Source organism: Criibacterium bergeronii, from assembly GCF_001693775.2.
GTDB classification, from domain to species: Bacteria; Bacillota; Clostridia; order Peptostreptococcales; family Filifactoraceae; genus Peptoanaerobacter; species Peptoanaerobacter bergeronii.
This window is the reverse complement of sequence record NZ_MBEW02000018.1, coordinates 1-25,627: the sequence shown is the minus strand read 5'-3', so window position 1 is coordinate 25,627 and position 25,627 is coordinate 1. Positions and strand designations below refer to the sequence as shown.

The window sequence follows — 25,627 nt, the reverse complement described above, 5'->3', positions numbered from 1 at the left end:
GAAGGTAAAACATGAAAACAGAACTACTTGCTCCTGCAGGGAGTATGGAGGCATTAAAGGCTGCTATTGCAAATGGATGCGATGCGATATATCTTGGCACGAAAAAATTTGGAGCTAGAGCCTATTCAGTAAACTTTGACTATGATATGCTTGAAAAAGCGACTAATTATGCACACCTTAGAGGTGTAAAAATTTACGTTACTATGAACACCATTGTCTTTGAGGACGAAATAAAAGACATGAAAGAGCAGCTCGAAGTTTTATACAATATTGGTGTTGATGGAGTAATTGTGCAGGATTTGGCTGCACTGAATGTAATTGTGTCGCTTTATCCGGACATGGAGGTTCATTGCTCCACTCAGATGGGGATTGATGATGCTGAAGGGGCATTACTTATGAAAGAGCTTGGGGCAAAAAGAGTAGTGCTGGCAAGAGAAGTGCCGATTGAAAAGGTAAAGCAAGTTCGTGAAAAGGTAGATGTTAAGGTAGAGGTTTTTGCCCATGGGGCACTTTGCGTATCATTTTCCGGAAACTGTCTAATGTCAGGACTAATTGGCTTTAGGTCAGGCAACAGAGGCAGATGCGTTGGTTCATGTCGCAAGGAGTACGATATGATAAACACAACCACCGGCGACTCACTGGGTAGCAGCTACATTTTATCCATGAAAGACCTTAACACTGTCGATTATGTATCAAAATTGGACGGCATAGACTCCTTAAAAATCGAAGGCAGAATGAAAGAGCCTGAATATGTGGCAAATGTCGTGGCAACGTATAGAAAAGCTATTGACGGCAATGCAACTAAGCAGGATAAAGCAGATTTACAAAAAACATTTAACCGTACTTATACAAAAGGCTATCTATTCCATGAGGACAAAAAAGACATCACAAACACTGACAGACCAAACAATTTTGGCTATGAAATCGGGAAAGTGAGCAAATTTGTAAAAGGCTATTATGAGATAAAATTAAACAAGGCTTTACACCAAAATGACATAATAAGAATAAGCCATGGCACTGAGGACGTAAATTTAAAAGCGGTAAAGCTTTACGATAAAAATGGTAATTTAATAAATAAAGCCGACAAAGAGGTCTACATCAAAATCAAGGAAAAATTAAATATTGGAGATTTGGTATACATCACCAAGGACTACAATTTTTATAAAGAGCTGGATAATCAGCTAGACGGAGAATACAAAAGATTTGCTCTGGATATGCAAATAAGAGCCTACATTGGCAATCCACTTGTCATAGATGCAAAGGGACTGGGGGAGTCTTACAGATACCAATCGGAGGAAACACTGGATGAGGCTACAAATTTGCCATCTGATGATAACCAAGTAAAAAAACAGCTTGGAAAACTGGGGGATACTGTATTTACACTTGGAAAAGTCGATTATCATGCGAATAATGTATTTATTCCATCAAAACTGTTAAATAACGCAAGAAGAGAAATAGTGCAGGCACTTTACGATAGAAGGCTCACCATCGTAAGAAAAAAAATTAATAAGAAAAATTTACTACCGGAGGTAAAAAATTTTTGGAATGAAGAAAAATCTTACCTAACCGCTACAGTGAGTAACAAAGAGCAATATCAGGCGTGCAAAGACGCAGGCATAAAAGATATTTATTTTGAAAATATTATCCCAAGAAATTTAAATGAATACAAAGAAATGGACGCAGAGGTTTTAGTAGGCGGATATGGAGGTATACAAAGGTATAAAGCTACAAATCCGTTTATTACAGACTATTCATTAAACGTAGTAAACAGTGCAAGCGTAGCAATATTACAAGAGCTTGGAGCAAAGAGAGTTACACTTTCATACGAAATGAACAGCAATCAGATACAAGAGCTGGTAGATGCCTATCAAGAAAGGTATGAAAAATTGCCAAACCTAGAGTTGATTGTCTATGGCAGAGCACCGCTAATGGTTACAAACTACTGTCCGTTAAAAGCAAAAGGCAAATGCACAGATTGTAGAAAAAATAGCTACGAATTAAAAGACAAATACGGCAGTTTTCCATTGGTATTTCATCAGGATTGCACAGTAACTATTTTAAATGGTCGTGTACTAAATCTATTAGACGAAATGCCAACAATACATGGAATAGAGGCTTTTAGATTAAACTTTACCACAGAACCTGTTGAGGAAGTAAAAGATATCGTAAAAAAGGCACAAAAAAAATTATCGGGTGAGCTTTGCGAATCAGTGTTTGAACCCAAAGGACAGACAAGAGGACATTTTAATAAAGAGATTTTGTGATTTTAATAAAAAGTGCTGAAAAATTAGACAGCAACTAAGTTTTCTTGTGACAGATATCTCACTTGATATTTTGTCATATTAGTATTACAATGTACTACAAAGAGGTGGTTATTATGAGTTTTTCTATAGGGTTGTGAAAATCCTAGACTTCATGGCAAGGCACTCACAGCCAACTTGAGTGGATTATGGCGATACCGAATAGGTGATTACAGATTAATATGTAAAATTGAAGACGAAATACTTATAATAACAGCAGTCAATGTGGGACATAGACGAAAAATATATGAATAACAAAAAAGACTGAGTTCAAACAATTTTTTTGAACTCAGTCTTTTTAGATAAGATATAAAATTTATTTTTGCTGCTCAGGTGGTACATAGGTTGCGGCTTTTTTAGATGTTTTGCCACGCAGTACCCTATGATAATATTCATATGTCATTGGCTCACAGCCTGTTTCAGGGTTCACCTCTGCATTTATTACTTCACCCAAAAATATTGTGTGTGTTGGAGCCTCCAGTTGACCTATTACTTTACAGGTTATATATGATGATACGTCCTTTAGTACAGGTAGGTCATCAACTATTTGGTATTCAAAATTTTCAAACTTATTTTTGTCCTTGCTTGAGAAAAATCCAAAGGTTCCGATAATTTTTGGGTTTGAATGTTCGCTTAATACCGATATTGCAAATTTTTTAGTTCTTTGTATTATATCGTGCGAAAAATTATCATGGTTGATTGATATTGCTATTGTCACCGGGGTAGCGGTAATTTGTACGGCTGCATTTATTGTGCATCCTACTAATTTATCTGCTTCTTTGGCGGTTGCGATATAAACCCCATAATTCATTTTTTCTAAAGCTGCGTAATCCATAAATTCCTCCTGTTAAAAAATTCACATAATAAATTGTTTTGATTATTATGTATTAAATTTATAAGTCCAAGTTAAATTTGGACTTATAAATTTATTAAATATATTTATTTAAAAAAAATTATCTTTGTCCAAGACTAAGGTTGAAGTTCATTACAGCGTTTATATCACCGTTGATAAAGTCAAGGGTTTCAACTATTTTTCTAAAGTTGTCCTCTTCTTCAACCTGTTCGTCTACAAAGTGACGTAGGAAGTTTTCAGTAGCATAATCTTTTTCAGCTATTGCAGTCTCCAATAGCTCTATGATGGATTTAGAGATATATTGCTCATGTTCGTAAGCTTTTTTGAATACATCTATGAAATCGCTATAGGCTGTAGGTGGTTGAGGGATTGCCTTTAGCTCAACTTTTTTGTCTACAGAATGTAAAAAATTCATCATTTTGTAAGTATGTTCAATTTCTTCTTCGGCTTGCTTTTTCATAAAATGTTCAAATCCGGAAAAATCATAAGAGTTTGCAAGATACTGCTCCATTGCAAAATAAATGTAAGCGGACTGGATTTCTTTATTCACCTGCTCAGATAGCAATTCAGCCATTTTTTCACTAACCATTGTATACCTCCATTATTCTATTTATTTTTTTCATTGCTTTTATTTATACTTACCCTATTAATTTCTTTATATTCGCATATTTTTTAAATAATTGATAAATCAATTAAGTATTTTGAAATCGATACTTTTTATTGAAATATAGTATTTTTAATGGTAAAATGGAATAAAATAGAATAAGTATATTTAAAGTAAAAATAACATCATATAAGTTTATAAATAAGCATATCATTCATATATTTGGAGGGATTATGCACATAAGATTAAAGGAATACGAGCTTTACGATACACCCACAATGCAAGAAATGATACAGAGCTTTTGCCAGCAGACAAATTTGCAAGCATATGATAAGGAAATTGCGATTAGAAAGCTCAATCAGGGTAGCCCATCTTATAAGGCGTTCATTTGCATGCTGGATAAAAAGGCTGTAGGCTATATACTGGTTGAATTTACTTATCCGATTTATCTTGATGGCATGATTTTGCTAATTAGAGAAATTTTTGTAAAAAATGAATACAGGAAAAAAGGTATCGCCAAGCAAATGATAAAGACAGTCATGAATGATTATGACAAGGCAATATCAGTAGGTGTGCTGGTAAATAAAGAAAATGATATAGCAATGAAACTGATGCAAAGTATGAAATTTACCCGAAAAAATGTAGAGCTTTTTGAAAAATAATTTGACTTACCAAAGAGGTGTGCTATGGATTTAAAGGAGTTTTGGCAAGGAAACTGTTTTGACGCATATGAATATTTTGGAGCACATATACAGGACGAAGGGGTTTGTTTTCGTATATATGCACCAAATGCCAAAAAAGTCAGCCTCATTGGTGATTTTAACGGTTGGCAAAATGAAACTGTAATGAATTACAACTTTAATGGCGTATACGAAATAAAAATACCTAGTGCAAAAAAAGGTCAAATGTATAAATATAAAGTATATTCTGACGAATATAATTATGTAGAGCATACAGACCCATACGCATTTTATATGGAGCTAAGACCTGCTTTTGCATCTATTATTACCGATTTAAATTCTTATAAATTTACTGATGAAAAATATTTAGAAAAAAGGACAAAATCCTTTGACGAGCCGTTAAATATTTACGAAATGCACTTGGGTTCGTGGAAAGAGCCAAAGGATAGGGATAAACAAGAGTTTTTGAGCTATGTGCAAATAGCAGAGCTGTTAGTACCTTACCTTAAAGAGCATGGCTACAATGCGGTTGAGTTTATGCCACTTACAGAGCATCCTATGGATATATCGTGGGGTTATCAGTCTACGGGATATTTTTCGCCTACGTCAAGATATGGCACACCTGATGAATTAAAGGCTCTTATTAACACTTTGCACCTAAATGATATAAAAGTAATAATGGATTTTGTGCCGGTGCACTTTGCCACAGATTATTATGCTCTTGCAAAAATGGGCGGCAGAGCATTTTATGAATATCCTGATGATGAAATGGAGCTAAGTGAGTGGGGTAGCTACAACTTTATCCATGCCAAGGGAGAGGTCGCATCATTTTTGTGTTCCTCCGCAAATTATTGGCTAAAGGAGTTCCACTTTGATGGTCTTAGGATGGATGCAATCAGCAGGATTATATATTATCATGGTGACTCAAACAGGGGAGTAAATCTAAACGGAGTAGAATTTTTAAAAAAATTAAATATAGGTCTTAACAGAATTAATAAAAACATTATAATGATAGCAGAGGATAGCTCAGATTATAAAAAAGTGACATTTCCTGTCTATGATGGAGGATTAGGCTTTGACTACAAATGGGATATGGGCTGGATGAATGACACCTTGGATTTTTTCAAAAAAACCCCTAGTCAAAGAGCAAAGGTCTACAATCAGATTAGCTTTTCGATGATGTATTTTTATAGTGAAAAATTTTTATTACCATTTTCCCATGACGAAAATGTGCATGGAAAAGCCACAATCATGCAAAAAATGTACGGTATGGACAAATTTGCACAGGCAAGGGCATTATATATGTATATGTATACGCATCCGGGTAAAAAGCTAAATTTTATGGGTAACGAGCTGGGACAGCTCAGAGAATGGGACGAGACTAGACAGCAAGATTATGATATATTAAGATTTCCTATACACGACTCATTTAATAGATATATCAAGGATTTAAACGCACTATATTTAAACAATACGGCACTTTATCAGCAGGACTACAGGGTTGGTGCATTCAAATGGATAGCTGTAAATGATGACATCGGAGTTACCTATGCGTATGTGAGAAAAAGTGACGACCAAAAAATATTTTGCGTGTTTAATTTTTCAGATAAAATTCATAAGGATTATGGATTTGAATTCGATAATAAATTAAGGATAAAAGAATTATTAAATTCTGACTGGGATATTTATAGCGGCAGTACAAAATACGAAAAAGATAACATCTTATCTACGATTTGCATAAAAAAAGAAGAAATAGTAACCTCATACAAAGACATATTCACCACAACAAAAGATGTGATAAACTCCGAAGCAGATATTATAGGCTGCGAAAAGAAAGTATATTGCAAGCATTATTTGAAAATGGATTTGCAACCATTTTCTGCTAGAATGTTCTTAGAGCTACCCATTGAAAGAGAGGTAAAATTTGAATAATAACGTACTTATAGTTGAAGATGAAAAAAATATATCAGACATCATAAAATACAACCTAGAAAAAGAAGACTTAGTTTGCGACCAAGCCTATGATGGAGAAGATGGACTAAATAAAGCACTTGAGGATAAATACGACCTTATACTGCTAGATATAATGCTGCCGGGTATGAATGGCTTTGAAGTATGTAAAAGAATAAGAAAAACATTAAGAACCCCGATAATCATGCTGACAGCCTTAGAAGAAGAAAATGATAAAATAAAAGGACTTGAAATCGGTGCAGACGATTACATCACCAAGCCATTTTCACCAAAAGAGCTTATAGCAAGAGTAAAAGCCAACATTAGACGTATGAATATGAACTCCACTGACGAGGAGGCAGGAGAGGGCAAGCTTATCTTTGGAGATTTAGAAATAGACATCGCCACATATACAGCCTACAAAAATGGACAAGAGCTAAAGGTCACCTACAGAGAGTTTGAGCTGTTAAAATTTTTAGCCATGAGCCCGTCTAAAATTTACTCTAGGGAGCAGCTGCTCACCTTAGTATGGAAGTATGAATACATTGGAGTAGACAGTGAACGTACGGTAGACGTCACAGTAAGAAGACTTAGAGAAAAAATTGAGGACGACCCGTCTAATCCAAAATATATAATCACAAAAAGAGGGGTGGGCTATTACTTTAAAGAAGAGGACTAAAAAATATAAAAAAACCTTGTAACTATACAATTAAAATACATTATATTATGAAAGGAATAACCATGGAATTAAAAACTTGTGAAGAATGTGGAAGAACATTTGCCGCCGAAAACGGCAGAACACTTTGCAAAAGATGTTTTGACAAAAAGATAGATAATGACTTTAAGCTGGTAAGAGATTATCTTTATGACCATCCCGGAGCAGATATAAAGGAAGTCGCTGATGAAACCGGAGTTGATGAGGCAGTTATCTTAAAATTATTAAAGCAAGACAGAATAGAAGTAGTCGAAGAGGCAAACACCTTGTTGAGATGCGAAAAATGTGGTAAATCCATAAAATCCGGCAGACTTTGTGATGACTGTAAAAAAATGGATACAATGAAACAGATGAGAGATGTAAGAGACCAAATGAAAGAAAATCTTGATAAGTCACAAGAAGCAAATAAAAATTCAGTCACCTATCACTCAAGATAAGAGACTAAAAAATATTTATTTAAAAAAAACAAGCACCATCTAATATTTATTAGATTATGCTTGTTTTTTAAATACATTTAAAAATTATTTATTTGACTTTTCAGCTAATTCCTTTTCAATATCCACATGATGTATATCTGTAAGCTCAAAATCAACTAGATTTTTAGCTACTTCTATAAAAGACTTGACAGTAGAAGTGACAAAATATTTTATAGAGCCATGAACACTTGAATTTGTCAGCATAGCTTTTTTAGTCAGTATATCCATAGCAGTTTTAGCAGTGCTTAGACCAGGGTCTACAAGATTGCCATCATAGTATTTTTTAAATACATCAGCTATCATTGGATAATGAGTGCAGCCTAATATTAGAGTATCTATATCCTTGCCGTCAAACCTGCCTACAAATTCTTCTATTATATGAGCATCTTTTTCTTTGTCAAAACCGCTTTCTATAGTATGAGCCAAGTCTATACTACCCTCTTCAAACACTTCGATATTTTTGTCTTTAGCAAACTGTTCAATCTTATCTTTATAGGCATGGGAGTTCGCAGTAAAGCAGGTTGCACACACACCAATTTTAGCATTTTTAGTGACCTTGATAGCATCCTTTGCTCCGCCCTCTATTACACCTATTATATCTATATCTTTAAACTTGCCCTGTAGATATTCCAAAGAGGCAACAGTCGCAGTATTACAAGCTATGACAATTATTTTTACATCATGTTTAATCAAAAATTCAGCGATAACCTCACAAAGCGTTTGCAACTGCTGCTTTGTTTTTTGCCCATAAGGGTTATGCCCGCTATCTCCAAAAAAAACATAATTTTCATTAGGCATAATTTTTACTAACTGCTCCAGCACTGAAAATGCACCTACACCTGAGTCGAAAACCCCTATTGGTCTATTATCCATGACATCTCCTTAAAATAAAACTGCTTACAAAAATTATATATCAACAAATTTAGAAAACATTTTCTCTTATAAAATTATATAGCAGGAAAAACAAAATGTCAAAAATAAAATTCCAGTTATATTGTGTGATAGGCAGACGTGGCTGTTAGCCTGACATATTTTTAAGTCATATATTTAATATTCTTTTATAAAAATATTTAAAAAATCAAACTACCTGTCGATATAATTAATACATTGAAATAATCAACAAACAGACAAGGAGTTATTTATGAAAGTATCAAGTACCAGTTCAGTAAATGGCATTTATAATACTTATAAGAAAAGTGCAGTTAGCCAAAGTACATCACCGGCAGCCAGCGGGTTTGATGTTCAGATTTCTAAAACTGCTATGGATTTTTCAGTTGCAATGGATAAACTAAAAAATCTTGAGCCTATCAGGACAGGAAAAGTCGAAAATATTAAAAATCAAATTAGTAACGGCAGTTATGTTGTTGACTCTTCTAAGATAGCTAGAGCAATGCTATTAGGAGAGATTAACGACTAATATCAATCTTATAATAGCAAGAATAGTAAAGATTACTTTGTTTCATAAAATTAAGTTAAGTGAACTGGAGTAGAAAGAGTATGGACTCACAGCAATATAATAGCCTTGTGGATACATTTAAAAACCAGCTACAAGCTACAAACGAATTAATTACCCTTGCAGGCAAAAAAATGATGGTAATACAAAATAATGACACCTCAGAGCTTTTGGAAATCACAAATAAAGAAGAAAAGCTTGCAGCTCAGATAATAAATTTAGAGAAAATTAGAGACTCCATAATTAAAGAAGAAGAAAAGGCTCAGGGCAAAAAAATTACAAATATCAGGACGGTGATTGACACATTGTCTCAGGAAAAATCCATGGAGCTTGCGGAGATTGCAAAACAGCTAAAAAATTCTATGGAGATGCTGAAAGACCAAAATGACGTCAATAAAGACCTAATACTCTTTATACTTGAAGAAATAGAGATAGCAAACAATCTTTTGGTAGGAGATGCTCAAATGACCACCTATAATGACATTAAGGGTAAAACGAAAAATAATGTCGTCGGGGGGTCACTTTTCGATAGCAAATACTAAAAAGTTATAAATAAGCATTAGCTAAAATATGCCCATTTATAACTTTTTAATTTAAACATTGTATATAAATATTCAACTTTGATGAGTTTAAGAGCAAAAGTTGGGAGGAAAAATGAGATCTACATTTTCTGGCTTTAATGCAGCAGTATCTGGATTATTCGCAGCACAAAGAGCTATGGATGTCCTAGGGCACAACATAGCAAATATAGACACCGAAGGCTATACAAGACAAAGGTCTGACCAAGTAAATGCAACTCCTACATATGATGGGACTAGCGGTTGGCTTGGTACAGGCGTTAGAATGAAATATATAAAACAGATTAGAGATGAGCTAATCGATATAAGATATAGAGCAAAGCTAAGCACAAAAGAGTATTGGAGCGAAACATCTGCATCACTTAGAAATCTTGAAAATATCTTTGCAGAACCAAGTGACAAGGGAATTACATCAATTATAGACAACTTTTTTAATGCGATAGATGCTGTCATAAAACACCCCGAAAATAACACGACAAGGTCAAATTTTATCACCACAGCAATTACCATGACAAACTACTTCAACAGCTTGTCAGAAAAGTTGGAAACAGCGGTTAAAGACTTGGACAAAGATGCAAACGCAATGGTAACAGATTTAAACTCTATGTTCCATCAGGTTGCAACACTAAACCAAGAAATATTTATCAGCGAGTCAGACGGCTCAATGGCAAACGACCTTAGAGATAGACGTAACAATTTAGTAGATAAAATATCAGAATTAGTAGACGTAAAAGTGCAAAAGCAAGTACTAAAAGACTCCACAGGCAAACCACAAGAGACTTGGAATCTTATAGTAGACGGTCATCCGGTAGTAATGCACAATGACGTATTTGAGATAAAAAATGCCGGTAAAGTTACTACAGATTTAAACAATGTAGCTCAAAATTATAGAACTACAACAAGCTCTAAAGACGCAAATGGAAATGCACTCAAAGAGGCAAAAGATAAAGATGGTAACCTTATAAAAGATGCAAAGGGCAACCAACTGTATTATGAACCTACCACAGATGCCCTAGGCTTGCAAGTGACTAGGTTTGAGTTTTATGACGGACAAAAAGTCGACATGAACAATGTTGGCGGAAGATTAGGTGCAGCATTACAGCAAAGAGACAGCGTTGGTGACCCATCTATGAACCACAAGGTAAAGGGTGTACCATTTTACATCAGAGCTACCAATGAATATATGAAGGCTTTTGCAGAAGAGGCAAACAGAATTCATACATCAGGAATAGATGCAAACGGAGAGCAGGGAGAGCCGCTATTTGAGTCCTTCGGACAGACGATGGCAGATGGTAAACCTGCACCAATAAATGCAAAGAATGTCAGAGTAAACTCTCACATAGTCAACTCCACAGCTAAGCTTGCAATAGGATTGGTAAAAGGTAAAGACGGCAAGGCAGACCAATCAGACCAAGAAAACTTCCACAGATTTTTTGCAATGAAAGAGTCACAGCTAAGCGTGGAATTAAACATAGTAAACCCTAATGCCTTAGATGCTAAAGGTAAATCAAGGATGGTTACAATAGGTAAAGGTATACCTGAGGATATCATAAAGTCAGTAGTTACATCAGTATTAGGTGTAGATGCCAAAGAGGCAAAGGATACGCTTAAAAATGCAACTATAGAAGAGCTAGAGCTAAACATGACCCGATTATCAGTATCAGGAGTTAGTGAAAACGAAGAGCTGACAAATATGCTAAAATTCCAGCACGCATACAATGCCTCAGCTAGGATGATAACCACAGTCGATGAGATGCTAGACGTCATAATCAATCGTATGGGTAGAGTAGGTCTATAATATAGTTAAGGAGTAATAAAATGCTAAGAATAACTAATCAAATGACATCTGCAAGGACGTTGTTAGACCAGTTTAATCATTTGAACAAAATGGATAAAATATACAATGATATGTCATCAAGATATAAACTTCATAGACCATCAGACGACCCTATTGCAGTGGCAAGGGCGCTTAGACTTATGTCTGAGGTAAGTGTCAACGAGATGTATAGACAAGACGTATTAGATGCCGACTCTTGGACATCAAAAAGTGATGAGTCAATGAGGTCACTTAACGATATGATGAAGAGGATAAAAGAGCTTACCATCAGCGGAGCATCAGACGGCAAGACAGTAGAAGATAGAAAACAAATACAAAAAGAAATAGAGGAGCTGAAAAATTCGTGCATTACAGTAGCAAATGATGACTTCATGGGTAGATTTCAGTTTTCAGGCTATGACACCACAAAAAAATTTGTAAACAAAGATGGAAGATACAACACGGATTTATATCTAGCAGGACTAAACTATGAAAAAATCAACTACAACATAGGTGTAGGGCAAAAAACAGGCATAAACCTATCAGGAGTAGACATCTTCGGCAACGAATACTTCCATACATCAACCACAGCGAAAACAGATATCCCGTTTGACAAGGACAAAGATAAGTCCGTACATCTAAATATAGATTTAAGCATAGATTTGCAAGAATATGACTTAATGAACACCAAGTATGACGGTACAAATACATTTGCACAGACAACAGTTGACGGATATAAAATAAAAGGCACGCAAACAAACGGCATTGGCTTAGATACAAAAATCAATGATAAGGATAAAGCTGTAAGTACAAAAGTATCAAATGACTTGAAGAACGCAAAAGATAAAGTAGACGCTGCCTATGAGAGCCTTACAAAGCTCACAGCCACAGGCCCAAATGCAACACCTATTAAAACTAAACTTCCTACAGTCAATGTTAAATTAGAAGGGGACTTTAAAGCAAAGGACTTAACAGATATAATTAATAAATTAAACGAAAACTTGAGAAAACAAATTCCGGATGTTCAAATCGGACAATTTGTAAATGACGAAGGCAAAATAGGTTTTGTATCTGATAAAAACTATGGGGCAAAAATAACAGTAAATAAAGCTGAAGTTACTGACCCGATAACAAAAAATGTAATCCCTTCAGATGGTAGTTGGTTGCCTACTACAAATGGCGAAATGAAAGAGCCTGAACGTGAGCATATGGGATTTTTTGAAATGATGGACAGAATTTCAAAATTCCTAGGAGAGGGAAACACTCAAGGCTTATCTAGAATGCAAAAGATGGTCGAAGCCCATGAAAATAACTTCCTAGCTTGCCAAGGTAAGGCAGGAGCTAGAATGAATATGTATAGCATAATGGACTCAAGAGCACAAAGAATAAACTTAAACTATCGTGATGTTTTGTCAAGAGTACGAGATACAGATTACAACGAGGCATCCATGCAGTTATCACAAGCATATTATGTATACAAGGCTGCACTTTCAGTATCAGCAAAAATATTACAGCCGTCCTTGTTAGATTTTATAAGATAGTGAATTGATATAAATAAACTATGCAAAAACTGACTTGTCTTTGAAAATAATTTCATCGACAAGTCTTTTTTTAAAGAAAAATTAATTACAAATCTCAAAATCTATGCTATACTAGAAAAAAATTTATTTATAGGTATGGCTTTACCATTTTTAGTAAAGAGGTAGAGTTTTTTAACCGATAGTAAAAATAAATATCTCTTGATTATTAATTTATAAAACATATTTTAATGTATATGTAAACAAAGGAGAAGATTATGTTAATTAAAAGTGTATTAGAAAGAAGAGACAACCTACGTTCATACATATATTCCATTTCAATTGCAAAGAATTATTGTGACATAGGTATAGGAAATAAAAAAATGGTTGAGGATTTAGAGGCAGTTTTAGACGAACTGCAAAAAGAATTTGATGACCTTGACACGAGCCTAAGACAGATAGAAAATATTGAAATGTAGAGGTGCAGACATGAAAATATCTACTAGATACCATGGAGAGATGGATATAGAAGAGTCAAATATACTCACATTAGACGAAGGTATGCTGGGCTTTGAAGATTTAAAAAGATATATCATCATTGTAGAAGAAGATATATTTTTGCAGTATCTACAATGTATTGATGAAAATATAGCCTTTGCTATTATGGATCCATTTTTTGTAAAACCTGACTATTCATTTGAGATACCTGATAATGTTATGAAAAAACTAGGCATTACTTCTGAACAAGATATAGTTATCAGAACCACAGTAGTGATACCTGATGATATAGAAAAAATCAGGACAAACCTTCAAGCTCCAATCATATTTAACAGAGCAAACAACAAGGGAATGCAAATCATACTTGGAGACGAATATCCTATGAGATATGAATTTTATCATAGGGAGGGAGAATAATAATGCTAGTTCTCAAAAGAAAATATGGAGAATCAATCATTATATCTACTGCTGACGGTACAGAGTTTGAAATAAAAGTCTCTGACATATCTGAGGGCAGAGTAAAGTTAGCCATTGACGCTCCAAAAAGTGTTCATATCATGAGAAAAGAAGTAGTAGAAGAAGCTAAAGAAGAAAACAAGAGTGCTCTAGAAATGATAGATTTCGACAAGGAAAAATTAAAAGGCTTACTTTCAAAAAACAATGATTAGTTAGCTTATGTATCCTTAGCTCATAGCTGAGCTAAGGATATTTTGTAGACGGAGGAGCTAAGGTGTATTTGCAAGAGTATGAACCGGGGAAAAAATATATACTTGAGCCTATCGAATTTACCTTGGAGGACATAAAAGATTTTGCGGCAAAATATGACCCAAGATATTTCCATTTAGACGAGGAGGCTGCCAAAAACACAAGGTTTAATGGCATTTTTGCGTCAGGCTTTCACACCTTAGTCGCCTGCTGGGCTCAATGGGTAAAAACCGGCATAGACGCAGCCCACATGATTGCAGGGGCACAGATTAATTATGCAAAATGGCTTGCACCGGTATATCCGGCAGACGTACTATCAGGTATAATTACAATTACAGGTATTAAAAAAAATTCTAACGGCAAGACAGGTCTAGTAGATTATCAATTATTAGTTACCAATCAAAAAGGTATACAAGTTTTAGATATGTCAGCAAAGGCTTTAGTAGAGGCAAAGCAATAGTAAAATTATGAAATTAATCGGATTGACAGGCACGATAGCCAGTGGAAAAACTACAGTCAGCAAATATTTAATACAAAAAGGCTACAAGATTATAGACGCAGATAAAATCTCCCATAAGGTTACAAATATAGGCAATAGAGGATATAAGGCTATCCTAGAGCTTTTTCCGCAAGTCATTGATGCTGAAAATAATATAGATAGAAAAAAATTATCCGGAATAGTTTTTTCGGACAAAAATCAATTACAGCTTTTAAATGAAACCCTGCACCCAATCATATTAGACGAGATAGATAATAAAATAAAAGAAAGTCAAAGTTATCATATTGTTTTTTTAGATGCACCATTACTTTTTGAGACAGGCTTGGATAAAAAATGTGATTTAGTGCTTTTAATAGCTGTTGACGAACAAATTCAAATACAAAGGCTGACCAAAAGAGATGGCATAGATATCTTTACCGCAAGAAAAATTATAGCCTCACAAATGGGTATAGAAAAAAGAATAGAAAAATCAGATGTAGTAATATATAACAATGAGGACTTAGTCCAATTAAAATTGAAAATTGATGAGTTCTTATTGAGAATAGATAAAGGAAATTAAGGCTTTGAAAATAATAATCGGCTTACTAAAGCTTATAGTCCTAGTGATAGTCCTACTTTTTGCGGCAAATTATTTTTTGTCTGACAAAGTAAATGACTATACATATCCAATCAGATACAAAGAATATGTAGACAAGTATTCTAGGCAGTACAATGTAGATAGAGCACTTATATATGCAATTATAAAAAATGAGTCGGATTTTAACCCTTACGCTGAGTCAAATGCACAGGCAAAGGGGCTTATGCAGATAATGGATACGTCCTATGAGTTTGCAAAAAAAAGTATAGTATTAAATAATGATGATATCTTTGACAAAAAGACTAATATTCAAATAGGTACATGGCTTTTATCACATTTAACGCAAAGATTTGGCGACATAAGATATGCAGTAATGGCATATAACGCCGGACCTGAAAATGTGGCAAGCTGGATAAACAGTGGGTATCTACCGCAAGACGCTAACTACAGCACATGGAATATCCCCTTTGGCGAAACCGCCATATATTTAGACAAGGTCATGAAAACCAAAGAAATATATCATAAAAAACTACAACACAATTAAGGAGTGAAGATGAATAAAACAACAAGAGACGTACTAGTAGTATCTTTTGCGTTATTTTCAATGTTTTTTGGAGCGGGAAACGTAATATTCCCACCATTTTTAGGATTAATATCAGGTAAAGAATATTTAATATCAACATTAGGGTTCGTAATCACAGGCGCAGGACTGCCAATACTTGGCATAGTGGCAATATCAAAAGCAAAGTCCTTTGAAAATTTTGCCGGAAAAGTTGCTCCCGGCTTTGCAACCCTTCTTGGTGCAGTAATAATGATAATGATTGGACCACTACTTGCAATACCAAAGACAGGAGCATTAACATACGAAGTGCTGCAAAATACAGTTGCACCCGGACTAGTTAATTATGTAGGACTTGGCATATTTTTCATAGTAACAATATTCTTCTCACTAAATGAAAACTCAGTTATAGACAAGCTAGGAGCGATACTTACACCGGTATTATTAATATCATTGATAATTTTAATAGTAAAAGGCTTTGTTTCACCAATAGGCGATATAGTAGTAACTGAAACCCCAAAGGGCTTCATAGGAGGCTTCGTTGAGGGCTATCAGACAATGGATGCCATAGCTGCAATCATGTTTGCCTTTACAATCATAAAATCAATCAATGAAAAAGGCTATGTCGGAAATCAAGCAATAAAATTATCCTCACTCACAGGAGTGATAGCAGGCTGCTGCTTAGCGTTAATCTATGTAGGCTTATCACACATAGGTGCTACAGCAAGCACAGTATATCCTAACGATATTTCAAGAACACAGCTGTTGATATCGGCATCTCAAGCTATACTAGGCAATTTCGGCATCATAATATTAGCTATGATTATATCTCTTGCCTGTCTTACCACATCAGTAGGACTTACAACGACAGCAGCATTATACTTTAGAGATTTGAGTAAGGGCAAGCTAAACTATAAAGCGTTGGTTTTAATAATAAACGTCATAAGCTTTTATTTTGCCCTAAACGGAGTTGACAAGATAGTCGCAATATCAGGACCGATACTTTCTGTAGTCTATCCTGTAGCAATAATACTTATGCTACTAAATGTATTTGGAGTAAAAAGGAACATGGTCTACTCACTTTCTGCCTTACCAACACTAGTATTTTCAGCCCTAGTAGTATTTTTACCGGCAGATACGGTAAAAATGGTAGAAAGCTTTTACCCAATGTTTTCAAATGGCTTTGGCTGGATACCTATAGCAGTAATTGGCGGAATTATAGGATATTTCATATCACCAAAGGCGACTGAATAATATAATTAAATAGCGAATATCTTATACAATATAAAATCCGTAGGGGCGAACTTTGCTTGCCTGAATTTAAAAAAATATTTTAATTTGTTTACTGGATTTTGCATAAAAAGATATTTGCTATTTTTTTACATAATGTTAGATTATAATATAAAGAATAAGGGTATTTTAAAAAAGCAAAAGCAAATTTATACTTCAATACAATACTAAAAAAGTATTTAAATTAAAAAAATAAATTAAGAGGAGTCTATCATGAACGAAAGAAAAAACGTAGTAACATTTGCATCAAATCCGGTAACATTAATAGGTGACGAAACAAAAGTAGGAGAAAAAGCACCTGAATTTACACTTGTAAAACAAGATTTATCAGAATTTAAACTTAGCGAAACATCAGGCAAAATCAGACTAATATCAATAGTGCCATCACTTGATACCAGCGTATGCTCACTACAAACAAGAAAATTTAACGAAGACGCATCAAAAATCAAAGACTTACAAATAATAACAATCTCAATGGATTTACCATTTGCACAAGGTAGATTTTGCGGAGCAAACGACATAGAAAATATACTAGTGGCATCTGACTATAAAGACAGAGCATTTGGCGAAAAATACGGCTTTATCATGAAAGAAAATATGCTCCTTGCAAGAGGTATTGTAATTATAGATAAAAATGATAAAATAAGATATGTAGAATATGTACCGGAAGTTACAAATGAAGTAAATTTTGAAAAAGCCTTGGAAGTAGCTAAAGAATTAGAAAATGAATAAAATCGCATCAAAACAAAACAACGTAATAAAATTAATAAAAAAATTAAAAGAAAAAAAATATAGATATCAGTACAGATTATTTTTTGATGAGGGGATAAAAAACATAGATTTATCCCTATCATCAAATTACATAATAAAATATCTAATAGTAAGAGAAAATTTTAAAGAGCTGGGATTTTTGCAAAAAATAACAGCTCAGCTTGGCGAGCAAAAAATCTACCAAGTCACAGAAGAAATATTTGACACACTAAAAGATACAGTAAACTCCCAAGGAATACTTGCAGTTTATGAAATGCCAAGCGAAGTGAATTTTTCTAAAGAAAATGAAAATGCTGATAGAGTACTATTTTTAGACCACCTAAACGATCCCGGCAATCTTGGCACTATCATTAGGACAGCACTAGCAGGAGGAATAAGTACAATCTACTATACCAAAGGCACAGTAGACATATATTCGCCAAAAGTAGTCAGGTCAGCCATGGGTTCGCTATATTTTGCCAATATGCAGATTATAGACAATATAAAAACCTTACATGAAATGGGATATAAAATTTACTCCAGCTCCCTAGAGGGCAGTGCACCTTATAAAGACAGCTTTACAGACGAAAAAATAGCACTAGTAATAGGCTCAGAGGCAAACGGGATATCTGACGAGGTAATAGCCATATCCGATAAGAAAATAAAAATACCAATGGATAATAAAGTAGCTGAGTCACTAAACGCATCAGTTGCAGCAGGAATATTGATATTTGAAATGATGAAAGATAAATTAAGCCTGTAATTTAAAAAAAGACTTGTTACCAAAAAGATAACAAGTCTTTAAAATTATATACCTAAATGTGAGCAATACCAACTGCCGTATCCAAACCTTCTACATACGCCTCAGATAATGACAGACCTATAGCTGACACAGCATCAAGAGTGAATTTAATGTCATTTTTAATGCACATACCCTCTTGAAGATATATTTTTCTAAAGCTATTTATGATTTGAGTTTCATCTAAATCATAAAAAGAAGTATCGCATATATGCCACTTGGCAATTGAGCTAAAGCTACCATGCAATTTATATTCATATTGCATATGCTCCTTTAATCTGCCCTTAAAGTACGCCCTATCATTGTGAGGATAACAAAAAAAATCAGAAACATAGTGAGAAATTATGCCAAGACGCAGACTAAACTCCTTCATACTAATCCTGTCCATATCATTTTCAAGAGAATTAATAAGCGAAATCACATAATCAAACGAAACACAGTAAAAATGCTTTCTTTTTATATAATAAGGATTAACATCAGGCAATACATTGCCAAAAGTAAACCATTTTTTGTCTAAACTTATACCAGCCTTTAGTTGTATATAATTATAAACATAATGAGCAATCAAGCGGTGTGTAGGAACTATCATCTAATAAGCCTTCCATTAAATAAAAACTATACAAATAATTTATCGACCAAAAAAATTTTATCATTAGAAATAAAAACTGCCTGTTAACTATTATACTACAAACTTAAAAAAATAACAGGATAAACTAAAAAATTAAACTTGCTAAAATATAAAAAAAATGATACAATAAATCGTTGTATTAAAGACCAACAGGTCGAAAAACTTCTGCTCTTGAAAAAAGAGCCTTATGTCCGAAGGAGGTGAAACGATGAATAAATATGAATTAGTTTACATTCTTAAAACAGCTACTGATGACGAAACAAAAGAAAAAGTAGCTAACAAAATCAAAGAAATAATAGAAACTAATGGAAATATTGAGTCCATCGACGTTTGGGGTAATAAAAAACTTGCTTATGAAATCCAAAAGCTTACAGATGGATACTATGTACTAGTTAAATTTAACGCTGGTGCAGACATACCAAAAGAGCTTGACAGAAATCTTAAAATCATGGACCAAGTTATCCGCCACTTAATCGTTAATGTCGATAACAATTAGGAGGAAACGATGAATAACGTTATTCTAATAGGAAGATTGACAAGAGACCCGGAGCTCAGATATGCACAAAGCGGCATGGCAGTCACAAGGTTTGGATTAGCAGTAGACAGACCATTTGCTAAAAAAGAAGACCCAAATGCAGTCACAGCAGACTTTTTTAACGTCACAATCTTTGGAAAAAGAGCTGAAACTTGTGCACAATATCTAGCAAAAGGCAGACTGACAGCAGTCAGAGGTAGGATACAAAACGATAACTATACAGATAAAGATGGTATAAAAAGGTATAGCGTATCAATAATAGCAGACGATGTGCAGTTCTTGGAATGGTCAGATAAAGGACAAAGACCGCAATCTCAGACCTACCAAAGAAATGATACAGACATAGCATCTGATGATGTATTTATGCCTGAAGAAGGACTCGACTCCGAAGGCTATAGAGCTTTAAGCGATGACGATGTACCATTTTAAGATTAAAGGATGAAGGAGGTGCACTAATGGCATTTCAAAAAAATACAGCAAACTCAAACAACAATTTTAGAAAAAGAAGAAAAAAAGTAGACCCATTTTTGGGAGATAAAATCAACCAAATTGACTATAAAGACGTAGTGCTACTAAAGAAATTTATCTCTGAAAGAGGTAAAATACTACCAAGAAGAGTAACCGGCACATCTGCCAAAGCTCAAAGAAAGCTTACAATAGCTATAAAAAGAGCTAGAACTCTAGCATTAATACCTTACACAGTACAGTAGTCAAGACAAATAAAAAGCCTGATTTCATTTTCATGAAATCAGGCTTTTTTGAGTGCGTGCTTGGTAAGTAGGAGAGCTAACTGGTAAAAGCAGTTAGCTCTCCTAGACAACTACGTAATGTACATATAGTAAAAATGAATTATAGAAAAACTACTATAACTTTGCTATAATTACCACGATTAGACATTTTTGATTTTGATAAATAAATTAGCTTACAAGCTGTAAGTTAAATTATATATAATAAAGTAAATTTTATATTGTAAAACTCGCACCACTGGTGCGAGAATTGGAGAAATAAAAAGTGAATAACTTAGAAACACAAAATTATACAACTCTTGTAAATGATGTAAAATCTATAATTCATAAAAAACAATACAATGTCATTAAAAAAATAAACTCTGAAACGATAAATTTATATTGGGATATAGGAAAAGAAATATATAACAAGCAAGAAGAAAAAGGTTGGGGCAAATCTGTTGTAGAAGTACTATCAAAAGAGTTGCAAAAAGAATTCCCGGGAGCAAAAGGGTATTCAGCAGGAAACCTATGGAGAATGAGAACATTCTATTTGAATTATTGTAAGTGTGAAAAACTCGCACCACTGGTGCGAGAAATTAGTTGGTCTAATAATATTGTTATTATGGAAAAATGTAAAGATGATTTAGAAAGAGAATTTTATATCCAAATGACAAAAAGATATGGATGGACTAAAAGGATATTGACTAATTTTATAGAGGTTAAAACTTACGAAAAGTATCTAACAAATCAAAATAATTTTGACTTGACACTTCCTGAAGAAAGAAGAAATCAAGCAAAGCTGGCGATAAAAGATGAATATACATTTGATTTTGCTGAGTTATCCCCTGAATATACTGAACACGAACTAGAAATTCAGCTTATGAATAATATAAGAACCTTTTTGATTGAAATGGGAGGAGATTTTACTTTTGTAGGCAATCAGTATCATATAAAAGCGGGAACAAAGGACTTATATATTGACTTGCTGCTATTTCACAGAAGATTAAAAAGTTTAGTAGCTATAGAACTTAAAATAGGAGATTTTGAGGCGGAATATGCAGGGAAAATGCAGCTGTATTTAGAAGTTTTAGATGAAAAAGTTAAGTTGCCTGATGAAAACCCATCAATCGGGATAATTATATGTAAGAGTAAAGATAAAACATTTGTGGAATATGCTTTAAGACGTACGAATGCTCCCATTGGAGTGGCGACATATCAGTTAAGAAATACATTGCCTGATGATATGAAAAATATGTTGCCGCAGCCAAGTGAGATAGTAGAAAAATTAAAAATATTTGACAACGAATAGAAATACGCAATAAAAAAAGCCTGATTTCATTTTCATGAAATCAGGCTTTTTTGAGCTTTTAAAAGACTATTGAAGATTTATTTGTCTTTCAGTGACAGATACTACAGTAGCCTCTTTAAGAGTGACCAGCTTTGCACCGTTTACTTCAAGCATATTATTTTGTATTAGATAAGTGCCAAGAGTTTTTACCTCATCGTCACCGGCATCCTGTTTGGCGTTAGCTATGCTAACTATCTTGTTCTTGCTGTTTGAAAGCTCATATTTTAGTTTAAGAGTATTTTCCATAGTTTTCTCCTTTTTTTAAATAAATTTAATACCGATTATGACATTTTAAAATCCAAATATAGGGGCTTTCCTGCGTTGGCCCTCAAGTATCAAGGATTAGCGAATTTTACTATAATACTAACTTACATAAGAAAGTGTAGTATTAGTTTTCATTGTAAAAAATTTTGCATAAGGTAGTAGCATAAATTTCTTTTCAATATTTATACTATAATTTTCAAAGTAAGTTACTATAAATTGCTCAACAATTATTTTATAGTAGTGACTTGTACCACATCTATCTCGGTAGATGGTGTGCTCTGTATAGCACCCATTAGAGGTAGCATGGCGAATATTTTGTCGTCTGTCGCATCAGTAGCTAGGTTGTTGATAGTGTTGTAAGAATATTTTGGCTTACCTGCAGAGGTTACACCATCTTCATACTTAAATTTCATTGCTCTTGATTTTACAGTAGCTTGCATAGATTTTCTCCTTTTTTTAAAATAAATAAATTAAAGCAGCTTTGCCGGCGAGACTTGCTTTTGTGTGTTTACACTAATAATATCGATATTGATGTGCAAAAGGGATACAAAAATTTTACTATAAAAATTTTTATCACAAAAAAATAGGCGAACCATGTTCAAACTAAACATCGCCAGCCATAAAATTTTGTTCACAAAATAAAAATATATCAGCTTTGCCTAGCTTGCCAAAAATTTTTTTGACAAAAAAAGTAGGAGTGAACCTAGCTTTCCCGAAACCATGTTCGGGTTTAACTTAGTTCACCCCTTACTTTTAATCAGCCCTTTGCTCTTTGATTGCGTGTGCAAGCTCCGTGATACTTTGGTTGAGATTTTCCATCTTAGCCTCTAGCCTAGTCAGCACATAGACAGTGACAGCTATCGGAAAACCGACATTACCCACAAGAGCTACAACATCTGAGTATTGCATAATATACTATCCCCCTTTTAATAATGAAAATATATGAAATAAAATACAATAATTTAAAATTTAGCCGTAGGGGCTTTTTTTAGTTCGCCTGTTTGCCAAAAATTATAATGCTTTATCACAAATTAAATTAATTTAGCCATTGTTATCATGCAAGCTCAGCTTTTAGCTTGCAAAGTGCCTCTTTTTTCAGCTTTTTGGCATAAGGATAGGAGATGTCAAGACTTTTTGCGACCTCCTTCAATGATTTACCGTTTATAACGTGTTGTTTGACTATATAGTACATTTTATAGGGCAAATATTGTAAAATACTTTGTAGCTCAAAGTCATAGCTATCCTCAAAACACGCATTATCAGCAAGACTCTCATCATATTCAGCATAAGCTACATATTTATTTTTATTAATCTGTCTTTTAAAAAATATATCCAAATAATATTTCACATATCCTGCAAACTTGTTGTAGCTCTTGTAGTCATAGTCCAAAGTACGCTCTATTAGCCACACTACAGCCTCTTGGTAAATATCCTCATCAAACCTGTTAAAATACCTAAAACATAGCTTCACAATAAGAGGTCTAAAAGCCTCAATAATTTGCTCCAAGGCATCAGATTTTTCACATTCATCGCCCTCAAAAAATATCACTACAAGCTCTTCAATACGTTCGTAATTATTCATTATGCTCCTTTACTAAAATAAAATGGCTCAATATTTGGCGGTGTGTATAGCCACACCTATACACCCGCCAAATATCAAGAGTGGTTTGTAGATAACAACTGTTAGCTGTTTAGTAGTTTAACTTCTATCAAGATTATAATTACGAAATTATTTTTAGTCAAGTAAATTATTTTTTTTATTTTGTATACCTTTTTGTGATTTTAGTGATATTAATATTAAAGATTGAAATTTTAATAACATAAAAAATATTTCAATTAATACAGCAATATAACTCACGCATAAAATTTCAATCAAGTAGTGTAGTTTAACTTCTGAAAAATTAAAACAAGGAGCAAATATGAAAATAATTAATTACTATCTAAAAAACAACGACTGCTACAAATTAGCAAAAAAAATTACACCAAAAGGCATAATACTTCATTCAGTAGGCTGTAGCCAAGAAGAGCCGACAGTATTTTGCAAAAGCTTTGACAAGCCAAACCTGCAAAAATGCGTCCACGCCTTTGTGGGAGCAGGGGTAGTATATCAGACCCTGCCGCTTGACTATAAGGCATGGCACTGCGGACTGGGCAGTAGAGGTAGCTACAACAGTAGCCATATAGGCATAGAAATGTGTGAGCCAAACACTATAAAATACACTTCGTCAAATAGCTTTATAGACATAGACCCGATAAGAAGTAAGGCATTTATCGCCGGCACACTAAATACAGCTATCGAATACATTGTATATTTGTGCAATATTTTATCCATTGACCCGTCAAAAAGTGGCAGTATACTATCACATCACGAGGCTTATTTGCAAGGATATGCTACCAATCACTCAGACCCTGAGCATTTATTAAACTACGCAGGTATATCCATGGATACGATAAGACAAAGGATAATACACTCCCATAAAAATAATATAAATATGGACAAAAATATTAATGTATTTGACAAAACTGACGATAAAATAAAATGTAAGGAGCAAGACTATAAAAATTACTTATCTGACCAAATAAAAAAAGCCAAGGACAAATTTGACCTATATATCAACGATGAATACAAGGACGCAGACATGATAAACGTTGACGGGTTTGTGTATGTCAGACTTAGAGATATGACGGGCAAATATATAGGAGTAGACTTTGACAAGCAAAAAAATATAATCACACTAAGCACAAAAGCTAAGTAATTTGACTTACCTGTAAACTACAGTAAATTTGTATAGTTACGACAAAGCTATAGCAAATAATTAGTGTAAGTAGTAAAAAAATAGCGGGAATTGTGTAGACAAAATGAAAAATCGGTGATATAATGACTAGACATGCAGGCATAATTATTATGACCTATTTGTCGGTTATATTAGACATAACTAAATTTAATTTATTTTGGAGGGAATTATGAAAAACTTAATGTTAAGAAAGAAAAAAGGCTTTACGCTAGTTGAATTGCTAGTTGTTGTTGCAATCATTGCTATACTTATGTTATTAGCTATACCTAAGTTTACCAGCCAAACAAAAGGTGCTACAATAAGAACCTTTGAAGGAAACGTAAGAACATTGGCATCTCAGGTAGTGCAAGAAGTGGCTGCAACTGGTGGTAATATTAACACTAAAACAAATAAAAATATAGAAGAATTTCTTAAAACTATTAAGGACAAACCAAATTCTGCAACATATACAGCAGCAGATGATAAAATCACCTGCACATTAAAAGTGGATGCAGTTGACTACGTACTCGAAGTAGATTCTAGTGGACAAATAAAAAGAACTGCTCCAACTGATAAAGATGACATTGGCGGAGTTAAACTATCATTTGCTAAGTAAATGAATAATAATTTTAATGTAAAAAACGCACCCACGGGTGCGTTTTTTGTGCTTATATATGGTACAAGGACAATGGGATAAATATGTTGACTTAGTCGCTGACACACTTTTATAA

The 25,627-nt window shown here is 33.9% G+C and carries 32 protein-coding genes and 1 pseudogene; 25 read left to right on the top strand and 8 right to left on the bottom strand.

Going from position 1 to position 25,627, the window contains the following annotated elements:
- Window positions 1-11 precede the first annotated feature (11 nt).
- A complete protein-coding gene (locus BBG48_RS07820) occupies window positions 12-2,264 on the top strand; it encodes a U32 family peptidase (protein WP_068913848.1) in 2,253 nt (750 codons plus the stop codon).
- 150 nt (window positions 2,265-2,414) lie between these two features.
- Window positions 2,415-2,555, top strand: a pseudogene (locus tag BBG48_RS07815) (type II toxin-antitoxin system RelE family toxin); the annotation flags it as partial.
- A gap of 61 nt (window positions 2,556-2,616) precedes the next feature.
- Here BBG48_RS07815 and BBG48_RS07810 read toward each other — a convergent pair.
- Both BBG48_RS07810 and BBG48_RS07805 read right to left on the bottom strand, forming a co-directional pair.
- Window positions 2,617-3,135 carry a flavin reductase family protein gene (locus BBG48_RS07810; RefSeq protein ID WP_068913849.1) on the bottom strand — a complete coding sequence of 173 codons (519 nt, stop codon included), beginning with the start codon at window positions 3,133-3,135 and terminating at the stop codon, window positions 2,617-2,619.
- Between the two features lie 118 nt (window positions 3,136-3,253).
- On the bottom strand, window positions 3,254-3,742 hold the full coding sequence (locus tag BBG48_RS07805; RefSeq protein WP_068913850.1) for a ferritin: 489 nt from the start codon (window positions 3,740-3,742) through the stop codon (window positions 3,254-3,256).
- 248 nt (window positions 3,743-3,990) lie between these two features.
- Here BBG48_RS07805 and BBG48_RS07800 point away from each other — a divergent pair, with 248 nt between their 5' ends.
- From BBG48_RS07800 to BBG48_RS07785, 4 genes are all read left to right on the top strand, one after another.
- Complete coding sequence (locus BBG48_RS07800; RefSeq protein WP_068913851.1) at window positions 3,991-4,419, top strand: GNAT family N-acetyltransferase; 429 nt, start codon at window positions 3,991-3,993, stop codon at window positions 4,417-4,419.
- A gap of 24 nt (window positions 4,420-4,443) precedes the next feature.
- Window positions 4,444-6,369: a 1,4-alpha-glucan branching protein GlgB gene (gene glgB, locus BBG48_RS07795; protein ID WP_068913852.1), complete on the top strand. Its 1,926-nt coding sequence runs from the start codon at window positions 4,444-4,446 to the stop codon at window positions 6,367-6,369.
- Window positions 6,362-7,066 carry a response regulator transcription factor gene (locus BBG48_RS07790; RefSeq protein ID WP_068913853.1) on the top strand — a complete coding sequence of 235 codons (705 nt, stop codon included), beginning with the start codon at window positions 6,362-6,364 and terminating at the stop codon, window positions 7,064-7,066. Before glgB ends, BBG48_RS07790 begins: the two co-directional genes overlap by 8 nt.
- A 62-nt stretch (window positions 7,067-7,128) precedes the next feature.
- Window positions 7,129-7,539 carry a flagellar protein gene (locus BBG48_RS07785; protein WP_068913854.1) on the top strand — a complete coding sequence of 137 codons (411 nt, stop codon included), beginning with the start codon at window positions 7,129-7,131 and terminating at the stop codon, window positions 7,537-7,539.
- 84 nt (window positions 7,540-7,623) lie between these two features.
- Here the strand turns inward: BBG48_RS07785 and murI are convergent, their stop codons facing one another.
- Entirely contained in the window at window positions 7,624-8,451 is an 828-nt protein-coding gene (gene murI, locus BBG48_RS07780) for a glutamate racemase (protein WP_068913855.1), read from the bottom strand.
- 268 nt (window positions 8,452-8,719) lie between these two features.
- On the opposite strand from murI, the gene flgM reads away from it, so the two are divergent.
- The 13 genes from flgM (at window position 8,720) to BBG48_RS07715 (ending at window position 18,583) form a co-directional block, all read left to right on the top strand.
- Window positions 8,720-8,995, top strand: a complete 276-nt coding sequence (gene flgM, locus BBG48_RS07775) for a flagellar biosynthesis anti-sigma factor FlgM (RefSeq protein ID WP_068913856.1) — start codon at window positions 8,720-8,722, stop codon at window positions 8,993-8,995.
- 80 nt (window positions 8,996-9,075) lie between these two features.
- A complete protein-coding gene (locus tag BBG48_RS07770; RefSeq protein ID WP_068913857.1) occupies window positions 9,076-9,573 on the top strand; it encodes a flagellar protein FlgN in 498 nt (165 codons plus the stop codon).
- 112 nt (window positions 9,574-9,685) lie between these two features.
- Window positions 9,686-11,407, top strand: coding sequence for a flagellar hook-associated protein FlgK (gene flgK, locus BBG48_RS07765; protein WP_068913858.1), 1,722 nt, complete (start codon window positions 9,686-9,688; stop codon window positions 11,405-11,407).
- 20 nt (window positions 11,408-11,427) lie between these two features.
- A complete protein-coding gene (flgL, locus tag BBG48_RS07760) occupies window positions 11,428-12,966 on the top strand; it encodes a flagellar hook-associated protein FlgL (RefSeq protein ID WP_068913859.1) in 1,539 nt (512 codons plus the stop codon).
- A gap of 254 nt (window positions 12,967-13,220) precedes the next feature.
- Window positions 13,221-13,421, top strand: a complete 201-nt coding sequence (locus tag BBG48_RS07755; protein ID WP_068913860.1) for a hypothetical protein — start codon at window positions 13,221-13,223, stop codon at window positions 13,419-13,421.
- 10 nt (window positions 13,422-13,431) lie between these two features.
- On the top strand, window positions 13,432-13,857 hold the full coding sequence (fliW, locus tag BBG48_RS07750) for a flagellar assembly protein FliW (protein ID WP_068913861.1): 426 nt from the start codon (window positions 13,432-13,434) through the stop codon (window positions 13,855-13,857).
- 2 nt (window positions 13,858-13,859) lie between these two features.
- Complete coding sequence (locus BBG48_RS07745; RefSeq protein ID WP_068913862.1) at window positions 13,860-14,108, top strand: carbon storage regulator; 249 nt, start codon at window positions 13,860-13,862, stop codon at window positions 14,106-14,108.
- A gap of 62 nt (window positions 14,109-14,170) precedes the next feature.
- Window positions 14,171-14,605 carry a MaoC/PaaZ C-terminal domain-containing protein gene (locus BBG48_RS07740; RefSeq protein ID WP_068913863.1) on the top strand — a complete coding sequence of 145 codons (435 nt, stop codon included), beginning with the start codon at window positions 14,171-14,173 and terminating at the stop codon, window positions 14,603-14,605.
- Window positions 14,606-14,612: 7 nt separating this feature from the next.
- Window positions 14,613-15,203, top strand: coding sequence for a dephospho-CoA kinase (coaE, locus tag BBG48_RS07735; RefSeq protein WP_068913864.1), 591 nt, complete (start codon window positions 14,613-14,615; stop codon window positions 15,201-15,203).
- Between the two features lie 4 nt (window positions 15,204-15,207).
- Window positions 15,208-15,765, top strand: coding sequence for a lytic transglycosylase domain-containing protein (locus BBG48_RS07730; protein WP_243446767.1), 558 nt, complete (start codon window positions 15,208-15,210; stop codon window positions 15,763-15,765).
- Window positions 15,766-15,774: 9 nt separating this feature from the next.
- Window positions 15,775-17,034 carry a branched-chain amino acid transport system II carrier protein gene (gene brnQ / locus BBG48_RS07725; protein ID WP_068913866.1) on the top strand — a complete coding sequence of 420 codons (1,260 nt, stop codon included), beginning with the start codon at window positions 15,775-15,777 and terminating at the stop codon, window positions 17,032-17,034.
- A 249-nt stretch (window positions 17,035-17,283) separates the two neighbouring features.
- Window positions 17,284-17,802 carry a thiol peroxidase gene (tpx, locus tag BBG48_RS07720; protein ID WP_068913867.1) on the top strand — a complete coding sequence of 173 codons (519 nt, stop codon included), beginning with the start codon at window positions 17,284-17,286 and terminating at the stop codon, window positions 17,800-17,802.
- A complete protein-coding gene (locus BBG48_RS07715) occupies window positions 17,795-18,583 on the top strand; it encodes a TrmH family RNA methyltransferase (RefSeq protein WP_068913868.1) in 789 nt (262 codons plus the stop codon). The genes tpx and BBG48_RS07715 overlap by 8 nt, the downstream gene beginning before the upstream one ends.
- A gap of 52 nt (window positions 18,584-18,635) precedes the next feature.
- Here BBG48_RS07715 and BBG48_RS07710 read toward each other — a convergent pair whose 3' ends face one another.
- Window positions 18,636-19,208 carry a zinc dependent phospholipase C family protein gene (locus tag BBG48_RS07710; protein WP_068913869.1) on the bottom strand — a complete coding sequence of 191 codons (573 nt, stop codon included), beginning with the start codon at window positions 19,206-19,208 and terminating at the stop codon, window positions 18,636-18,638.
- Window positions 19,209-19,455: 247 nt separating this feature from the next.
- On the opposite strand from BBG48_RS07710, the gene rpsF reads away from it, so the two are divergent.
- The 4 genes from rpsF (at window position 19,456) to BBG48_RS07690 (ending at window position 21,819) form a co-directional block, all read left to right on the top strand.
- Entirely contained in the window at window positions 19,456-19,743 is a 288-nt protein-coding gene (rpsF, locus tag BBG48_RS07705; protein ID WP_068913870.1) for a 30S ribosomal protein S6, read from the top strand.
- Window positions 19,744-19,752: 9 nt separating this feature from the next.
- Complete coding sequence (locus tag BBG48_RS07700) at window positions 19,753-20,211, top strand: single-stranded DNA-binding protein (protein ID WP_068913871.1); 459 nt, start codon at window positions 19,753-19,755, stop codon at window positions 20,209-20,211.
- A 26-nt stretch (window positions 20,212-20,237) separates the two neighbouring features.
- Complete coding sequence (rpsR, locus tag BBG48_RS07695; protein WP_068913872.1) at window positions 20,238-20,492, top strand: 30S ribosomal protein S18; 255 nt, start codon at window positions 20,238-20,240, stop codon at window positions 20,490-20,492.
- Between the two features lie 301 nt (window positions 20,493-20,793).
- A complete protein-coding gene (locus BBG48_RS07690; RefSeq protein WP_068913873.1) occupies window positions 20,794-21,819 on the top strand; it encodes a PDDEXK nuclease domain-containing protein in 1,026 nt (341 codons plus the stop codon).
- Window positions 21,820-21,885: 66 nt separating this feature from the next.
- Here the strand turns inward: BBG48_RS07690 and BBG48_RS07685 are convergent, their stop codons facing one another.
- The 4 genes from BBG48_RS07685 to BBG48_RS07670 all read right to left on the bottom strand — a co-directional run bounded on the left by BBG48_RS07685 (window position 21,886) and on the right by BBG48_RS07670 (window position 23,704).
- Window positions 21,886-22,104, bottom strand: a complete 219-nt coding sequence (locus tag BBG48_RS07685) for a DUF2922 domain-containing protein (RefSeq protein WP_068913874.1) — start codon at window positions 22,102-22,104, stop codon at window positions 21,886-21,888.
- 245 nt (window positions 22,105-22,349) lie between these two features.
- Window positions 22,350-22,562: a DUF1659 domain-containing protein gene (locus tag BBG48_RS07680; protein WP_068913875.1), complete on the bottom strand. Its 213-nt coding sequence runs from the start codon at window positions 22,560-22,562 to the stop codon at window positions 22,350-22,352.
- A 313-nt stretch (window positions 22,563-22,875) separates the two neighbouring features.
- A complete protein-coding gene (locus tag BBG48_RS07675) occupies window positions 22,876-23,031 on the bottom strand; it encodes a YvrJ family protein (protein WP_068913876.1) in 156 nt (51 codons plus the stop codon).
- Between the two features lie 145 nt (window positions 23,032-23,176).
- A complete protein-coding gene (locus BBG48_RS07670; protein ID WP_068913877.1) occupies window positions 23,177-23,704 on the bottom strand; it encodes a sigma-70 family RNA polymerase sigma factor in 528 nt (175 codons plus the stop codon).
- Between the two features lie 337 nt (window positions 23,705-24,041).
- Here BBG48_RS07670 and BBG48_RS07665 point away from each other — a divergent pair, with 337 nt between their 5' ends.
- Together BBG48_RS07665 and BBG48_RS07660 are read left to right on the top strand one after the other, a co-directional pair.
- On the top strand, window positions 24,042-24,878 hold the full coding sequence (locus BBG48_RS07665) for a peptidoglycan recognition protein family protein (protein ID WP_068913878.1): 837 nt from the start codon (window positions 24,042-24,044) through the stop codon (window positions 24,876-24,878).
- Between the two features lie 208 nt (window positions 24,879-25,086).
- Window positions 25,087-25,512, top strand: a complete 426-nt coding sequence (locus tag BBG48_RS07660) for a type II secretion system protein (protein ID WP_068913879.1) — start codon at window positions 25,087-25,089, stop codon at window positions 25,510-25,512.
- Window positions 25,513-25,627 lie beyond the last annotated feature (115 nt).

Excerpts from the sequence above, each read along its gene's own strand:
- BBG48_RS07785 (WP_068913854.1), top strand. The coding sequence starts at position 7,129 with ATGGAATTAAAAACTTGTGAAGAATGTGGAAGAACATTTGCCGCCGAA.
- murI (WP_068913855.1), bottom strand. The coding sequence starts at position 8,451 with ATGGATAATAGACCAATAGGGGTTTTCGACTCAGGTGTAGGTGCATTT.
- BBG48_RS07770 (WP_068913857.1), top strand. The coding sequence starts at position 9,076 with ATGGACTCACAGCAATATAATAGCCTTGTGGATACATTTAAAAACCAG.
- coaE (WP_068913864.1), top strand. The coding sequence starts at position 14,613 with ATGAAATTAATCGGATTGACAGGCACGATAGCCAGTGGAAAAACTACA.
- BBG48_RS07680 (WP_068913875.1), bottom strand. The coding sequence starts at position 22,562 with ATGCAAGCTACTGTAAAATCAAGAGCAATGAAATTTAAGTATGAAGAT.
- flgM (WP_068913856.1), top strand. The coding sequence starts at position 8,720 with ATGAAAGTATCAAGTACCAGTTCAGTAAATGGCATTTATAATACTTAT.
- BBG48_RS07710 (WP_068913869.1), bottom strand. The coding sequence starts at position 19,208 with ATGATAGTTCCTACACACCGCTTGATTGCTCATTATGTTTATAATTAT.
- BBG48_RS07700 (WP_068913871.1), top strand. The coding sequence starts at position 19,753 with ATGAATAACGTTATTCTAATAGGAAGATTGACAAGAGACCCGGAGCTC.
- tpx (WP_068913867.1), top strand. The coding sequence starts at position 17,284 with ATGAACGAAAGAAAAAACGTAGTAACATTTGCATCAAATCCGGTAACA.
- BBG48_RS07820 (WP_068913848.1), top strand. The coding sequence starts at position 12 with ATGAAAACAGAACTACTTGCTCCTGCAGGGAGTATGGAGGCATTAAAG.
- rpsR (WP_068913872.1), top strand. The coding sequence starts at position 20,238 with ATGGCATTTCAAAAAAATACAGCAAACTCAAACAACAATTTTAGAAAA.
- rpsF (WP_068913870.1), top strand. The coding sequence starts at position 19,456 with ATGAATAAATATGAATTAGTTTACATTCTTAAAACAGCTACTGATGAC.
- BBG48_RS07685 (WP_068913874.1), bottom strand. The coding sequence starts at position 22,104 with ATGGAAAATACTCTTAAACTAAAATATGAGCTTTCAAACAGCAAGAAC.
- BBG48_RS07675 (WP_068913876.1), bottom strand. The coding sequence starts at position 23,031 with ATGCAATACTCAGATGTTGTAGCTCTTGTGGGTAATGTCGGTTTTCCG.
- BBG48_RS07660 (WP_068913879.1), top strand. The coding sequence starts at position 25,087 with ATGAAAAACTTAATGTTAAGAAAGAAAAAAGGCTTTACGCTAGTTGAA.
- flgK (WP_068913858.1), top strand. The coding sequence starts at position 9,686 with ATGAGATCTACATTTTCTGGCTTTAATGCAGCAGTATCTGGATTATTC.
- flgL (WP_068913859.1), top strand. The coding sequence starts at position 11,428 with ATGCTAAGAATAACTAATCAAATGACATCTGCAAGGACGTTGTTAGAC.
- BBG48_RS07745 (WP_068913862.1), top strand. The coding sequence starts at position 13,860 with ATGCTAGTTCTCAAAAGAAAATATGGAGAATCAATCATTATATCTACT.
- BBG48_RS07665 (WP_068913878.1), top strand. The coding sequence starts at position 24,042 with ATGAAAATAATTAATTACTATCTAAAAAACAACGACTGCTACAAATTA.
- BBG48_RS07670 (WP_068913877.1), bottom strand. The coding sequence starts at position 23,704 with ATGAATAATTACGAACGTATTGAAGAGCTTGTAGTGATATTTTTTGAG.
- BBG48_RS07805 (WP_068913850.1), bottom strand. The coding sequence starts at position 3,742 with ATGGTTAGTGAAAAAATGGCTGAATTGCTATCTGAGCAGGTGAATAAA.
- BBG48_RS07800 (WP_068913851.1), top strand. The coding sequence starts at position 3,991 with ATGCACATAAGATTAAAGGAATACGAGCTTTACGATACACCCACAATG.
- BBG48_RS07715 (WP_068913868.1), top strand. The coding sequence starts at position 17,795 with ATGAATAAAATCGCATCAAAACAAAACAACGTAATAAAATTAATAAAA.
- BBG48_RS07755 (WP_068913860.1), top strand. The coding sequence starts at position 13,221 with ATGTTAATTAAAAGTGTATTAGAAAGAAGAGACAACCTACGTTCATAC.
- fliW (WP_068913861.1), top strand. The coding sequence starts at position 13,432 with ATGAAAATATCTACTAGATACCATGGAGAGATGGATATAGAAGAGTCA.
- BBG48_RS07810 (WP_068913849.1), bottom strand. The coding sequence starts at position 3,135 with ATGGATTACGCAGCTTTAGAAAAAATGAATTATGGGGTTTATATCGCA.
- brnQ (WP_068913866.1), top strand. The coding sequence starts at position 15,775 with ATGAATAAAACAACAAGAGACGTACTAGTAGTATCTTTTGCGTTATTT.
- glgB (WP_068913852.1), top strand. The coding sequence starts at position 4,444 with ATGGATTTAAAGGAGTTTTGGCAAGGAAACTGTTTTGACGCATATGAA.